Origin of the sequence: Nitrosospira multiformis ATCC 25196, assembly GCF_000196355.1 — a bacterium.
Lineage (GTDB): Bacteria > Pseudomonadota > Gammaproteobacteria > Burkholderiales > Nitrosomonadaceae > Nitrosospira > Nitrosospira multiformis.
The window spans coordinates 128,560-142,029 of the sequence record NC_007614.1; the positions used below are offsets into that span (position 1 = coordinate 128,560).

Annotated in this window: 13 protein-coding genes and 1 pseudogene; 10 read left to right on the plus strand and 4 right to left on the minus strand. The window is 55.1% G+C overall.

All coding sequences use genetic code 11. The features are described 5' to 3' along the window. Window positions 1-126 precede the first annotated feature (126 nt). From NMUL_RS00625 to NMUL_RS00635, 4 genes and pseudogenes are all read right to left on the minus strand, one after another. Window positions 127-885 (minus strand): hypothetical protein, encoded by a 759-nt coding sequence (locus NMUL_RS00625; protein ID WP_202944829.1) that lies wholly within the window; start codon window positions 883-885, stop codon window positions 127-129. Between the two features lie 323 nt (window positions 886-1,208). Next, window positions 1,209-1,424, minus strand: coding sequence for a tyrosine-type recombinase/integrase (locus NMUL_RS16560; protein ID WP_011379487.1), 216 nt, complete (start codon window positions 1,422-1,424; stop codon window positions 1,209-1,211). A gap of 143 nt (window positions 1,425-1,567) precedes the next feature. Then, window positions 1,568-2,248, minus strand: a pseudogene (locus NMUL_RS00630) (magnesium chelatase domain-containing protein); the annotation flags it as partial. 105 nt (window positions 2,249-2,353) lie between these two features. Beyond that, window positions 2,354-2,656: an accessory factor UbiK family protein gene (locus NMUL_RS00635; protein WP_011379489.1), complete on the minus strand. Its 303-nt coding sequence runs from the start codon at window positions 2,654-2,656 to the stop codon at window positions 2,354-2,356. A gap of 96 nt (window positions 2,657-2,752) precedes the next feature. On the opposite strand from NMUL_RS00635, the gene NMUL_RS00640 reads away from it, so the two are divergent. The 10 genes from NMUL_RS00640 (at window position 2,753) to hemF (ending at window position 13,452) form a co-directional block, all read left to right on the plus strand. Continuing rightward, a complete protein-coding gene (locus NMUL_RS00640; protein WP_011379490.1) occupies window positions 2,753-3,787 on the plus strand; it encodes an aminoglycoside phosphotransferase family protein in 1,035 nt (344 codons plus the stop codon). A gap of 25 nt (window positions 3,788-3,812) precedes the next feature. Continuing rightward, entirely contained in the window at window positions 3,813-4,517 is a 705-nt protein-coding gene (gene murU / locus NMUL_RS00645; RefSeq protein WP_011379491.1) for an N-acetylmuramate alpha-1-phosphate uridylyltransferase MurU, read from the plus strand. Window positions 4,518-4,630: 113 nt separating this feature from the next. After that, window positions 4,631-5,953 (plus strand): Xaa-Pro aminopeptidase, encoded by a 1,323-nt coding sequence (gene pepP / locus NMUL_RS00650; protein ID WP_011379492.1) that lies wholly within the window; start codon window positions 4,631-4,633, stop codon window positions 5,951-5,953. Beyond that, window positions 5,953-6,297, plus strand: a complete 345-nt coding sequence (locus NMUL_RS16055; RefSeq protein WP_011379493.1) for a hypothetical protein — start codon at window positions 5,953-5,955, stop codon at window positions 6,295-6,297. The genes pepP and NMUL_RS16055 overlap by 1 nt, the downstream gene beginning before the upstream one ends. A gap of 72 nt (window positions 6,298-6,369) precedes the next feature. Beyond that, the gene (locus tag NMUL_RS00660) at window positions 6,370-7,677 is read left to right on the plus strand and encodes an FAD-dependent monooxygenase (protein ID WP_011379494.1); all 1,308 of its coding nucleotides are present in this window, start codon (window positions 6,370-6,372) and stop codon (window positions 7,675-7,677) included. A gap of 328 nt (window positions 7,678-8,005) precedes the next feature. Further along, window positions 8,006-9,019: a tRNA dihydrouridine synthase DusB gene (dusB, locus tag NMUL_RS00670; protein ID WP_011379495.1), complete on the plus strand. Its 1,014-nt coding sequence runs from the start codon at window positions 8,006-8,008 to the stop codon at window positions 9,017-9,019. Beyond that, window positions 9,016-9,258 (plus strand): helix-turn-helix domain-containing protein, encoded by a 243-nt coding sequence (locus NMUL_RS00675; protein WP_011379496.1) that lies wholly within the window; start codon window positions 9,016-9,018, stop codon window positions 9,256-9,258. Before dusB ends, NMUL_RS00675 begins: the two co-directional genes overlap by 4 nt. Window positions 9,259-9,367: 109 nt before the next feature. After that, complete coding sequence (purH, locus tag NMUL_RS00680; RefSeq protein ID WP_011379497.1) at window positions 9,368-10,930, plus strand: bifunctional phosphoribosylaminoimidazolecarboxamide formyltransferase/IMP cyclohydrolase; 1,563 nt, start codon at window positions 9,368-9,370, stop codon at window positions 10,928-10,930. A 259-nt stretch (window positions 10,931-11,189) separates the two neighbouring features. After that, complete coding sequence (purD, locus tag NMUL_RS00690; RefSeq protein ID WP_011379498.1) at window positions 11,190-12,497, plus strand: phosphoribosylamine--glycine ligase; 1,308 nt, start codon at window positions 11,190-11,192, stop codon at window positions 12,495-12,497. 55 nt (window positions 12,498-12,552) lie between these two features. After that, the gene (hemF, locus tag NMUL_RS00695; protein ID WP_011379499.1) at window positions 12,553-13,452 is read left to right on the plus strand and encodes an oxygen-dependent coproporphyrinogen oxidase; all 900 of its coding nucleotides are present in this window, start codon (window positions 12,553-12,555) and stop codon (window positions 13,450-13,452) included. Window positions 13,453-13,470: the final 18 nt, after the last annotated feature.

A 13,470-nucleotide genomic window follows, 5' to 3' on the forward strand; every position in this document is an offset into this window, starting at 1 on the left:
GATCAGTTTGGGAGATATTAGGTTAGGAAACCTTCGGAAGATTTTTAATGGTTGTCTAGACACGAAAAGCGAACGCGAAAAGAAGGCTTGGAAAATTGCTCCTAAATTAGGTAAATCCATCATCTTCTAGAAGAATACATCTTGAATCAATGATGATTTTTCTATTGTCAGTTTGAACCCATAGGTTGTACTTACGTCATCAACCAACTCAAAAAACCATTTTGGAGCAAGGGGTGAAACAATTACTCGCTCTATAAGTTTCTCAATGTTACATGGGATTGCCAAACCTAACTCGATATGCTCCGGCTTCATCAGCAGCGCACGTACCTCTCGTTCATGTTCGAATGATTTCTGCTTTCGCCAAAAGGCAGCGTTCAGATCCACAAAATCACTGTGCAAATCGACATACTCAACTCTGCCAATTTCAATTTCTGGATCCCTCCCGAGAGCTTGGTACAGGCCTTCGTATGTGGTTCTTATAGCAATTGCATTATTCACGGACGATGAATAGAGCTTCCACATCGCTTCAGATTCAAACTCGTTCTCGTGCCAACAACTTATAAACGTTCTCTTTCTATCAAGTTCTCCACCTTCTTCAAGCTCACGCAGCATTCTTATTGCCTCCGACTCGATCTCCTCATCAGACAGGGGTGGACGGATATTAGTAGGGATAGTGCGAAGTGAATTCCGGAACGAATCCAGAAAGAATTCATCCCATAACCATTTGTTCTTTCGTAGCCCTTTTGCCCCCTCCCAAATATCATCAAAACAAACTGCGCTTGGAAAATATAGGGTTTTCGTGGAGAGGAGACTAACAAACTTTGTGAAGTCCATATATCTCCATAAGATGCTTTCTGCCTCTGGCACTTTATACCAGCGAGCCATGAAGTATTCACGTCTCACGGTTTCCGCTAAATCAGGAGAGCATTTCTTGCACACGTACATTGGGTCGCCGGCACTACCAAACCCCCAATACGAGGTATCCGACTCCTCGAACTTGTAGCCGCATTTAGTGCAGGTGTCATAGTGCTTGGACGCAAGGCGTTCTAGTTCGATGGGAATTTTGTCATCAGGCCTTGACCCAAGGCGTCCTATTTGAAAAGTAAATTCTTTATTAATTATGGGAATCCTTTATTACCTATTAAAAACGAAGAAAAAGGTAGGGCGGTGGAGAGGTCATTATCCGTGATAAGGTCTGCGTGGGCTTCCTAAACTAGGTTGACCGCCTTTGGTGTCATGTCATCATTAACATCAATGTATAGCTGAGCAGCCGCAATACTCTGATGTCCAGCTAAGGACATTGATACCCGAACTCCGACTCCTTTGCTTGCCAAGTTTGTAATGAATGAGCACCTGCCGCTGTGACTCGTAGCACTGTCAATTCCCGCTTTTAAGTAGATAGCCTTGAATCCATTTCCTTTCAATGGTTTATAATACAGTACGTTGCATAATAACCCGTGTTTTATAGAAAGATTAGGTTACTGCTCGAGCACAACTTCTTATCTAAAAGGAGGTTCCATGTACATGTATATAGCCAAAAATAATATGATATTTATTGTCATATAATAGGACATAGTGTCAGGAGACTATGACTGCCTGCCGCAGCAATTTCGAGCGCCCGCTTGGCCTGTGCCTGTCCTTTGACCTCTTCCATGCCGGGATAGCGAAGCGCACTTCCCTCACCCTCGCCTGTACCCGCATCCCTCTCCGCATGAAGCGAATAAAGCTGCAGAGGTTCACGCCCGGCAAGGTGGGCGCAAATCTGGAGCAGGGAAGTTGCGGGGTAAACTGCGGCTTCTCTGACCAGCGCTGCCTCTGCCGCATTTTGTTCAGGGAGCACGAAGCTGCGGCCCGAGCGGGCGGCACCATAAGTCATGGCGAGCGCCCCGCGGATGGCCCGCAGTTCTCCGGTCAGCGCCAGTTCTCCCGCCCATTCATAATGGCCGAGCTTGTCCGATGGAATCTGGCCGGTTGCGGCCAATATACCCAACGCAATCGGCAGGTCGAAGCGGCCGCTTTCCTTGGGCAGGTCAGCCGGGGCAAGATTGACTGTGATGCGCCGAGGCGGAAATTCGAAGCGTGTGTTCTGCAGCGCGGCCCGCACGCGATCCTTGCTTTCCTTTACTTCCGCTTCCGGCAGGCCGACGATGGTAAAGCCCGGGAGCCCGTTGGCAATGTGAACTTCCACTGTTACCAGTGGCGCCTCCATGCCAGCGATAGCGCGGCTATAGAGAACAGCGAGCGGCATGCAAAAAAATTCTCAACCGGAATGAATCATCTGATACAGATAATAAACGGCAGAGTTGAGCATTTCTTGCGTGTTTAAAAACTGATGTAAAATCTGGATAGCGTCTTACTCCGTCTCCGACAGATCATCCAGCGTTTCCGGGGGAACGTCCAGGGTGTTGGGCAGGGGGCCGCTCTTCGCAGCGCTTTCCAATGCTGCCACCCGTGTTTCGAGCGCGATCAGCTTTTCACGCGTGCGCTTGAGCACCTCCTGCTGTACCTCGAATTCTTCGCGCGTTACCAGGTCCAGGCGGGTGAACACCGCTCCAAGCATGACGCGAAGATTCTTCTCGACATCCTTCACCGGGCTTTGCGCCACCAGTTCATTGACTTTGGTTACAATTTCATCCAGTACTTTCTGATTAACCATAATTCCTCCTGTTTCCGCTTCGCCACCGGACCGGTGAGAAGCGATACTTGATGTTAAAATCTCATACTTCGATCAAATAGGCAATCAGCAGATTATATGGAACGCTACCGTCTTCTGGAAAACTGGCTCCTCGAGCAGTTTCCTGACAGGCAGTTTACCTTGTCGCCTGCTTCGGCGGATGCAAGTTTTCGACGCTATTTCCGCGTCAAGTTCGATGACGGCAGAACCCTAATTGTGATGGATGCGCCCCCCCAGCAGGAAGACTGCCGTTCCTTTTTGCAGGTGGCGAATCTGTTTTCGGCGGCAGGTGTCCATGTGCCGGAGATTCTCGCACAGGATTTATCCCACGGCTTTTTGTTGCTGTCCGATCTCGGGAGCACGACCTTTCTGCAAGCGTTGAATGCCAATTCGAACAACATCGACAGCGCGGTCAGGGATGCTGATGCAAGCCGTTTATACAGCGATGCCACGAATGCTCTCCTCAAGATCCAGCGTGTGAGCCGGCCGGGCTTGTTGCCGGATTACGACGAAGCGTTGCTGCTGAGGGAACTGAATCTTTTTCCGGACTGGTATCTCGCATACCATTTGCAGGTGACGCCTGTCGCCGGCCAGAAGGCGCAACTTGATGCCATTTTCCGCCTCATTCTGGAAAATAATCTGGCGCAACCCAGGGTTTTTGTTCACCGCGACTACCACTCGCGCAACCTGATGGTAACGTCACCCAATCCGGGGATTCTCGATTTTCAGGATGCAGTGTATGGTCCCATTACTTACGATCTTGTATCCCTGTTCAAGGATGCATACATCCGCTGGGACGAAGAACGCATACTGGACTGGCTGATCCGCTATTGGGAGGAGGCGCGCAAACTCCAGTTGCCGGTTGCAGCAAGCTTCCCGGATTTTTACCGCGATTTCGAGTGGATGGGCGTGCAGCGCCATCTCAAGGTCCTGGGAATATTTGCACGCCTGAATTATCGCGATGGCAAGAGTGGTTATCTCAAGGACATCCCGCTGGTAGCGAATTACCTGCGCAAGGCGTGCGAACGCTACCGCGAGCTCAATCCCTTGCTGGCGCTGCTTGACAGGTGGGAGAGCAACAAGCCGGGACTGAAAGTTGGCTATACTTTCTGAGAAGGCGGGAAACGGGTTCACGGCCATGATCCTCGCGGCGGGACGTGGAGAACGCATGCGTCCCCTGACCGATACTTTGCCCAAGCCTTTACTGCGCGTGGGAGGCAAGGCGCTGATCGAATATCACCTGCAAAATCTCGCACGAGCCGGGTTTCACGATATTGTCATCAATCACGCTCATCTGGGACAGATGATCGAAGCCGCGCTGGGTAATGGCGAGCGCTTCGGGCTCCGCATTCACTACTCGCCCGAACCGGTTGCGCTGGAAACCGCGGGTGGAATTGCGCAAGCCCTGCCTATCATAAGAGCGGGCTTTGGCAAAGGGCGTCGACCTTTTCTTGCCGTGAATGCCGATATCTATTGCAGCATGGACTTCTCAATTCTGCTGCCGGTCTTGCACCGCCTGCGGGACCATCCGGACAGCGCGCTTGCGCATCTGGTGCTGGTCGATAATCCTGCGCATCACCCGAACGGGGATTTTTCTCTCGAAGCCGGCAGGGTTGCAGTAACCGGAAAAGAAATGCTTACGTTCAGTGGCATTGGCATATATCAGCCCCAGCTTTTTCAGGATATTGTGCCCGGAACCGTGGCTAAACTCGCTCCATTGTTGAAGGAGGCCATGGCCGGAGAAAAAGTGAGCGGACAACGCTATGCCGGGTCATGGGTAGATGTGGGTACTCCGGAACGTCTTCGCCTGCTCGACATCGATCTGATGCGGCCGGTGTCCTGAACTGCCTCCTGCCACCTCCCGGCGCTCCGGAATCAGGCGGGAGCGGGATCAGGGAAAAGAATGGGCCGATTTACTTTGCTTTATCATTCAGATACTGTAAAAATGCTTGCTAAATGACCCCCGTTAAATCCTTCGCCGATCGTCGCCACTCCCTGGCATGGCAAATGCAGGAAGGCGTTGCCATCATTCCCACTGCCCCTGAGCACCTGCGGAACCGGGATGCGCATTATCCTTACCGTTTCGACAGCTATTTCTATTATCTGACGGGCTTTACCGAGCCGGAGGCAGTGCTGGTGATCGTAGCCGGGCCCGTGGATGGGGTATCGAAACACATCCTGTTTTGCCGGGAGAAAAATGCCGAGCGAGAGATATGGGATGGGTACCGTTATGGCCCCGAAGCGGCCCGGGAAGCGTTCGGGTTCGACGAGGCCTATTCCATCTCTGCACTGGATGAGCAGTTGCCCAAGCTGATTGCGGGACAACCGGCAATCTATTACTCGCTGGGTCACGACGCGGCCTGGGACAGGCGGGTAGTGGGGTGGATCAATGAAGTGCGGCAACAGGTGCGCAGCGGCCTTACTCCCCCCGAGGACATTCGCGATATTCGCCGGCTGCTGGACGAGATGCGTTTGTTCAAAAGCCCGGAAGAGCTGCAGGTTATGCGCCAGGCGGCACGGATTTCGGCGGGTGCGCATCAGCACGTCATGCGGAAAACTCGCGTTGGCATGAGGGAGTATGAAGTGGAGGCGGAACTGCTGCGCGAATTCCGCCGCCACGGAGCTCAAGCGCCGGCTTACACCCTGATTGTTGCCGGGGGAGCGAACGCTTGCGTGCTTCATTATGTCGAAAACAAGGACAGGCTGAATGAAGGCGAATTGTTGCTGATCGACGCAGGCTGCGAACTGGACGGCTATGCATCTGATATCACGCGTACCTTTCCGGTCAACGGAAAATTCAGTGCGGCACAAAAGGATTTGTACGAACTGGTGTTATATGCCCAGGCGGCGGCGATAGCCGAGGTAAGGCCCGGTAATTCCTGGGACGCTCCGCACAATGCAGCCATTGCCGTACTCTCGCAGGGCTTCATTGAATACGGTCTGTGCCGCGGCAGCCTGGAGGAGGTAGTGGAAACGGAAGGCTACAAGCGTTTCTATATGCACCGCACCGGTCATTGGCTGGGGTTGGACGTGCATGACGCCGGGGAATACAAGCAGAATGGAAGATGGCGCGCTTTACTCCCGGGAATGACCCTGACAGTGGAACCGGGGTGTTACATCCGCCCTGCGGATGATGTACCCGCCCATTTTCATAATATCGGCATCCGTATCGAAGACGATGTTACGGTAACGGAGGAGGGGTGTGAAGTATTGACGTCAGCTGCTCCAAAGATGGTGGATGAGATTGAAGAACTGATGCGACGGCGGAAATCGAAATAATGGATGAAAACCCTCGAATAGTTATCAGACGCATAACCCGCGATGGACGCACGGGAGCGCCGGAAGAGTCCCTCTTCAGAGCGGGTGGAGGGGGTGGTCGTTTGCTCACCTATCTGTTTCTGGTCCCTGTGTTTATCGTCATGGCAGTCCTGGGCATTTTCTTTTTTACCGCTTTTCTTGCATTATTTGCGGTCGCCGCCGGTGGTCTCGCATTCCGTATATGGTGGTTGCGACGCAAGTTGCAGAAATCCGGGCAGGCCGCGGAAGGAGATTATGTTGTCATCGAAGACGCGGAAATTGTCGAAGAGCGCGTTGACAAGACAAAAGGCCGCCAGGGGCAGTAGTGCTCAGCAGCAGTGGCAGCCAGGAGTAACCAGGGGCAATAACAGAAATCCGCTTCACAAGCCAGCTTTTCCATGATCGACGCTCAATATCAATATGACTACGACCTGATCATCATCGGCGGCGGTCCGGTGGGCATGGCGTTGGCTCTCGCCCTACGGAACAGCGGGTTGTCGGTGCTGTTGCTGGAGGCGCGCGGGTTGCCGGAAAAAGCGGAAGACCCGCGTCCTCTGGCATTATCCCAAGGCAGCCGGCTTGTCCTGCAGCGGCTGGGTGTCTGGAAGGCGCTATCCGACGTTACTCCTATCTTCACCATTCATGTCTCCAACCAGGGAGGGCTCGGCCGAACCGTGATGATGGCCCGTGAAATAGGCGTGCCCGCGCTGGGATACGTAGTGAATTACGATGAAGTGTTCCGTGCAATGCACAAGGCCCTTCAAAAGTGCAAAATGGATTACCTGACAGGAGCGCAGGTAACCCATATGGAAGCAAGCGACGGATTTGGACGGGTGGAATTTGAACATGAGGGGATAACAAAAAAGGCAACAGCCAGGCTGCTGGCCGTGGCCGACGGGGGCCGTCTCACCGCACAGATCGAAGGCATCACGCAACAGGTGCATGACTACGAGCAATGGGCGATTGTTGCGCGTGTAAAGACCGAGCATTTTGAGGAGCATTTGGCGGAGCAGGTTTCCAGAACAGAATTATCAGATGCAAAACAGTCGCTTGCGCGAGTTCGAACGAGACCGGGAATGCGGTCCTTGCAGGCCAAGGCTGCGGAGGATGCTCCTAGAAGCCATCAACCCGGTGTGGCTTATGAACGCTTCACTCCGGAGGGTCCCGTTGCACTACTGCCCGCGGGCGACGGCTTTGCACTGGTATGGACCATCTCTCCCGACAGGGTGCAGGAAATTCTCGGGCTGGATGATGCCGCCTTTCTTGAGCGGTTACACGGCCATTTCGGCGATCGTCTCGGCAGATTTGTTGAAGCCGGCAAGCGCTCCGGTTTTCCCCTTGCACTCAAGTACGCGACTCCTGTCACGGCCTCTCGCACCGTGTTGATTGGCAATGCCGCCCAGACGCTGCACCCGGTTGCCGGACAGGGCTTCAACCTGGGGCTGCGCGATGCGTGGGAGCTGGCTGAGGAAATTATGGCATTTCCTGCGGAAACCGGTACACCTGCCATGCTTGCCCGCTACAGCAGCAAGCGCCGGTTGGACAGCAACATGGGACGTACCTTCACGCACTCGCTGGTTAAACTCTTTTCCAACGGCAATCCCTTTTTGAGCACGGTGCGCGGCGCGGGGTTAAGTGCGCTCGATTGCCTGCCACAGCTCAAAAAGTTCGTTGCGCGGCGCATGATATTCGGTGCAAGAGGTTGATCCCGGGGATGAAGTTGAGATCGCCCGAGCATGCACGCCCCCGTCCGTTCGTGAAGCGCAAAACGGATAAGGGTCAGAGCGGTTTGGCGCAAGATAACGCGCCGGAAAAGGCTGCACGCGCATGGCGAAATCTGCTTAAATCTGCTTTCCAGCAACGGGATTTGCTTCGCCATGAATCGGCTGGTACTCTCTCCTTGCCGCGGCAGCTCTGCTACCGAGGCCTTATCGAAAGCGGCAGGGCTGCTACCCTAATCTGCAATAGCTGTTAGAATTACGTCCATTCTCATCCCTTGCCCGTCGCCGCACTTTGGCGGGCCAGTTCAGAATCATGAAAATCGGTTCTCATACTCTCAAAAACAACCTTATCGTGGCGCCTATGGCGGGAGTGACAGATCGCCCGTTCAGGCAATTGTGCAAAAGCATGGGCGCCGGAATGGCTGTGTCCGAAATGGTGTCGAGCAATTCGCTCCTCTGGGGTTCCGAGAAGACACGCCGCCGCGCCAATCATGAAGGCGAGGTGGATCCGATCTCGGTGCAGATCGCCGGCGCCGACCCGGCGATGATGGCGGAAGCTGCGCGCTACAATGTCGCGCAAGGAGCCCAGATCATCGACATCAACATGGGTTGCCCTGCCAAGAAGATTTGTAATGTCATGGCAGGCTCTGCATTGCTGCAGGACCCGCCGCTGGTCGGGCGGATTCTGGATGCCGTCATAGGCGCGGTGAGGGTGCCTGTCACCCTCAAGATTCGCACGGGGTGGGATACCCAGCACAAGAATGCGCTCTCCATTGCCCGCATTGCGGAGAATGCCGGCATCCAGGCGCTTGCTATCCATGGACGTACGCGCGCCTGTGCTTACACCGGCCATGCCGAATACGATACCATCGCGGCAGTCAAGGCTGAGGTGCGGATTCCCGTTGTCGCCAATGGGGACATTACAACACCGGAAAAAGCAAAACACGTGCTTGACTACACGGGAGCGGATGCGGTCATGATCGGCCGCGCAGCACAAGGCCGCCCCTGGATTTTTCGCGAGATCGATCACTATCTGGCTACCGGCTCACACCTTCCGCTGCCTGAAGTAGCGGAGATTCACCGTGTACTCGTCGCACATTTGCACGATCTATATAGCTTCTATGGCGAGTATTCGGGGGTCCGCATCGCCCGCAAGCATATTTCCTGGTATACCAAAGGACTGGTCGGGTCAGCGGGTTTCCGTCATGCCATGAACCAGCTGCAGTCTACGGACCAGCAGCTGTCTGCGGTTAACGACTTTTTCAGTGAGCTTGCCGGCTACGGGCGGCGGTTGACCTACGTCGAGGCTGAGGAACTGGTGGCATGAGCATAATTAACGAAAACGATATCGCGCGGTGCGTACGCAAAACGGTCGAAGATTACTTTAACGATCTCGACGGGGAGAAGCCGCATGCCATCCATGAAATGGTGATACGCAGCGTGGAAAAGCCCCTGATCGAACTGGTCATGGAAAGAGCCGGGGGTAATCAAACCCGTGCCGCCGAATTGCTCGGCATCAACCGCAATACGCTGCGCAATAAAATGAAGCAGTATCAGATCAAATAGACGCTCGGGCAAAATTGTCGTTACGCGCCTGAAGGTCAGCCGCAAGCGGGCCAATTAACGGTTGTAATGCATCACGCTACAGACCCATCCTGATTCAATAAAAATACGAATGTCGATTAAACAGGCCCTGATCAGTGTTTCAGATAAAAGCGGTATTGTCGAGTTTGCTCAAGCGCTGCACAAACTTGGAGTAACCATTCTGTCAACGGGCGGCACCGCCAGACTTTTGAGGGATGCCGGCGTTGCCGTGACCGAGGTCGGGAGCTACACCGGCTTTCCCGAGATGCTGGATGGGCGGGTCAAGACCCTGCATCCAAAAATACACGCGGGAATTCTGGCCAGACGGGATTTGTCCGAGCATGTGTCCGCGCTGGAAAAGGCGGAAATTCCTGCCATCGATCTGGTAGTAGTGAATCTCTATCCTTTCAGCCAGACAGTGGCGCAGCCGGATTGCAGTCTGGAAGAGGCCATTGAAAATATCGATATCGGCGGCCCGACCATGGTGCGCGCTGCGGCCAAGAACTACCAGAGCGTGGCCGTAGTCACCGATCCGGCGGATTACCCCGCGTTACTTGACGAGATGAAGACTGCCGGCGGCGAGGTTACGCCTGAGTTCCGGTTCCGGCTGGCGTGCAAGGCGTTTTCGCATACAGCCGCCTATGATGGGGCGATCAGCAACTACCTCACCTCCATCGAGGGGGAAAATGCACAACGTCGTACCTTTCCGGAACGCCTGAATCTCAATTTCAGCCTGGTGCAGCCTCTGCGCTACGGGGAAAACCCGCATCAGCAGGCCGCCTTTTACCGCGATCCGCAACTCGTTCCCGGCAGCCTTGCAAGCTACAGGCAGTTGCAGGGCAAGGAGCTCTCTTACAACAACATCGCGGACGCGGATGCCGCCTGGGAATGCGTAAAGACGTTTGATTCCCCGGCCTGTGTCATCATCAAGCATGCCAATCCTTGCGGCGTGGCAATCAGCGATTCGCCGCTCGCGGCTTACAAGCTTGCATTTGCCACCGATCCCACTTCCGCATTCGGCGGCATTATCGCTTTCAATCGCACGCTGGACGCCTCGGCCGCCGAGGCGGTGATGAGCCAGTTTGTCGAAGTGATCATCGCGCCGCAAATGACCGACGAGGCAAGGCAGATGCTCGCGCGCAAAGCCAATGTGCGCGTGCTGACCGTGCCGCTCCAGGCGGGGAACAACGCCCACGACTTCAAGCGAGTGGGTGGAGGATTGCTGGTGCAGACTCCGGACAATCTCAACGTTACCCCTAACCAATTGAAGGTGGTGACCGAAGTCCAGCCAACAGCGCAGCAATTGCAGGACCTGCTGTTTGCCTGGCGGGTGGCGAAATTCGTCAAATCGAATGCCATCGTCTTTTGTGCCAACGGCCGCACGCTTGGCGTGGGCGCCGGACAGATGAGCAGGGTGGATAGCGCGCGCATTGCCTCCATCAAAGCCGGGAACGCGAACCTCACCCTGGCAGGCTCGGTAGTGGCATCCGATGCCTTCTTCCCTTTCCGCGACGGACTGGATGTCGTCGTCCAGGCGGGGGCGGTGGCGGTCATCCAGCCGGGGGGCAGTGTGCGGGATGAAGAGGTTATCGCTGCGGCGGATGAACAAGGGGTGGCAATGGTATTTACCGGCGTGCGCCATTTCAGGCATTGAATTCAAGCATTGAATGCATGGAAAAAGCGGTTGTTCAATGCCGGCCGAGCCACCTCTCCCATACCCGAACCCCGCATAGCCCTCCTTTTGGGTCGATAGTGCGCAATGCAATGCTCAATGAATAAAAATTTCTTTGTTTCCTGGTTATTGATTTTTGCTTTTCTATGAATCCCTCGATCAACCCAACCCATTATCCGCTAGAGGCGGATAGCACAGCCCGATTCGCAAGGGGACTCCTTGCAGTTCTGAATCCAGAGATATGAAACTACTTGTAATCGGTGGTGGTGCCAGAGAACACGCCCTCGCGTGGAAGCTGCTGGATTCCTCGCGCAGAAGACTTCCTGCGACCGTATTTGTCGCCCCGGGCAATGCGGGTACCGAGCTCGAAAAAGACCTGAAGAACGTGCCCATCACCACCATCCCGGAGTTGATCGAATTCGCCAGAAAGGAATCGATCGCGTTCACTGTTGTGGGGCCGGAAGCCCCCCTGGCGGAAGGTATCGTCGATGCCTTCCGTTTCGCTGGCCTGAAGATCTTCGGTCCTACCCAAAAGGCAGCACAACTGGAAACTTCCAAGGATTTCGCCAAGGCTTTCATGGGCCGCCATGGCATTCCTACCGCAGACTATGCCACCTTCAGTTCCGCTGCCAAGGCGCACCGGTATATCGACAAGAAGGGCGTTCCCATCGTGATAAAAGCGGACGGCCTGGCGGCAGGCAAAGGCGTGGTCGTGGCGGTGACGCTGGAAGAAGCGCATGCCGCCGTGGACAAGATGCTGGGGGGAAAGTCGGGCAAGGCAGGACCGAAGATCGTGATCGAAGAATTCGTGGAAGGCGAAGAAATCAGTTTTATCGTCATGACTGACGGTCGTCACGTTTTGCCGCTGGCCAGCAGTCAGGATCACAAGCGCCTGAAGGATGGCGACGAGGGACCTAACACCGGAGGCATGGGGGCCTACTCGCCCGCTTCCTCAATTACCCCCACTCTCCACGGGAAAATAATGCGGGAAGTCATCCAGCGCGCGATAAGCGGGATGGAAAAGGAAGGCGAGCGCTACATCGGTTTCCTTTATGCCGGGCTCATGATTACCCCAGACGGGGGCATAAAAGTGCTCGAGTTCAATTGCCGCATGGGCGATCCGGAAGCCGAGGTTATCCTGCTGCGCCTCAAGAGCAATTTTATCACCCTCATCGAGCATGCCCTGTCCGGGAATCTGGACAAGATAGAGGCCGAGTGGGACCGGCGCGCTGCTCTGGCGGTGGTTATGGCAGCGAGTGGATACCCGGATTCTCCCCGCAAGGGCGATGCCATCGAAGGGCTGTCCGCCTTGCCTGCAACGTTGCCTGTGGAGAGAGACTATCATGTTTTCCATGCGGGAACCGCCCGGGGCGGCGAAAACGGGGAAGAGATCGTGACGGCCGGTGGGCGCATTCTCTGTGTGGCTGCCTTGGGCGACAACTTCAGGATGGCTCAGCGACGTGCTTATGAAATCGCCGAGCAGATTCACTTCGACGGTTGCCAGATGCGACGTGATATCGGGTATCGGGCTATTAACCACCGTAAATAGCGGTGGACGGGGTGGAAGAAAAAACTCAGCAGCAAACAGGTGTATGGGAGATCGGATGAGCACTGCACAACAAGCCCGGGAGTTCTTTACGGGACTGCAGCAACGCATTGTGGAGGGACTGGAAAAAGTCGATGGCACGCACTTCCGCCGTGATGAATGGGAGCGACCGGAAGGAGGCGGGGGCCTGAGTTGCGTACTGGAAGAGGGTAACGTGCTGGAGCGCGGCGGAGTGAACTACTCGCACGTGTTCGGGGGAGGCTTGCCCGCCTCCGCTACCGCTGCGAGACCTGAACTGGCGGGAAGGGGTTTCGAGGCCATGGGAGTGTCGCTCGTGCTGCATCCTCGCAATCCCTATGCCCCTACCGTGCATCTCAATGTGCGCTATCTGGAAGCGCGCAAGGAAGGCGCCGAACCCGTATGGTGGTTCGGCGGGGGCATGGATCTGACGCCCTATTACGGCTTTGAAGAAGATGCAGTGCATTTTCACCAGACCTGCAAGGACGCGCTGCAACCATTCGGCAACGATTTCCATCCGCGCTTCAAGAAATGGTGCGACGAATATTTTTACCTCAAGCATCGCAGGGAGCCGCGAGGTATTGGCGGCATTTTCTATGATGATCTAAGTAAACCCGACTTTGACAGCTGCTTCAGCCTGACGAAGAGTGTGGGCACTCACTTCCTGGATGCCTACCTGCCGATTCTGGAGCGGCGGAAGAGTGTACCCTACGGCGAGCGCGAACGCGACTTTCAGGCCTACCGGCGCGGCCGCTATGTGGAATTCAACCTCGTGTGGGACCGGGGAACCCTGTTTGGGCTGCAGTCGGGGGGGCGTACTGAATCCATCCTCATGTCCCTGCCCCCGGTCGTGAAATGGCGTTACGACTGGAAGCCGGAGCCGGGCAGCGCGGAAGACAGGCTTTATACCAATTTTTTGATCGGGAAGGATTGGGTGTAAGCCGTTATGGATAGCTGG

Excerpts from the sequence above, each read along its gene's own strand:
- NMUL_RS00625 (WP_202944829.1), bottom strand. The coding sequence starts at position 885 with ATGGCTCGCTGGTATAAAGTGCCAGAGGCAGAAAGCATCTTATGGAGA.
- NMUL_RS00635 (WP_011379489.1), bottom strand. The coding sequence starts at position 2,656 with ATGGTTAATCAGAAAGTACTGGATGAAATTGTAACCAAAGTCAATGAA.
- NMUL_RS00640 (WP_011379490.1), top strand. The coding sequence starts at position 2,753 with ATGGAACGCTACCGTCTTCTGGAAAACTGGCTCCTCGAGCAGTTTCCT.
- murU (WP_011379491.1), top strand. The coding sequence starts at position 3,813 with ATGATCCTCGCGGCGGGACGTGGAGAACGCATGCGTCCCCTGACCGAT.
- pepP (WP_011379492.1), top strand. The coding sequence starts at position 4,631 with ATGACCCCCGTTAAATCCTTCGCCGATCGTCGCCACTCCCTGGCATGG.
- NMUL_RS16055 (WP_011379493.1), top strand. The coding sequence starts at position 5,953 with ATGGATGAAAACCCTCGAATAGTTATCAGACGCATAACCCGCGATGGA.
- NMUL_RS00660 (WP_011379494.1), top strand. The coding sequence starts at position 6,370 with ATGATCGACGCTCAATATCAATATGACTACGACCTGATCATCATCGGC.
- dusB (WP_011379495.1), top strand. The coding sequence starts at position 8,006 with ATGAAAATCGGTTCTCATACTCTCAAAAACAACCTTATCGTGGCGCCT.
- NMUL_RS00675 (WP_011379496.1), top strand. The coding sequence starts at position 9,016 with ATGAGCATAATTAACGAAAACGATATCGCGCGGTGCGTACGCAAAACG.
- purH (WP_011379497.1), top strand. The coding sequence starts at position 9,368 with ATGTCGATTAAACAGGCCCTGATCAGTGTTTCAGATAAAAGCGGTATT.
- purD (WP_011379498.1), top strand. The coding sequence starts at position 11,190 with ATGAAACTACTTGTAATCGGTGGTGGTGCCAGAGAACACGCCCTCGCG.
- hemF (WP_011379499.1), top strand. The coding sequence starts at position 12,553 with ATGAGCACTGCACAACAAGCCCGGGAGTTCTTTACGGGACTGCAGCAA.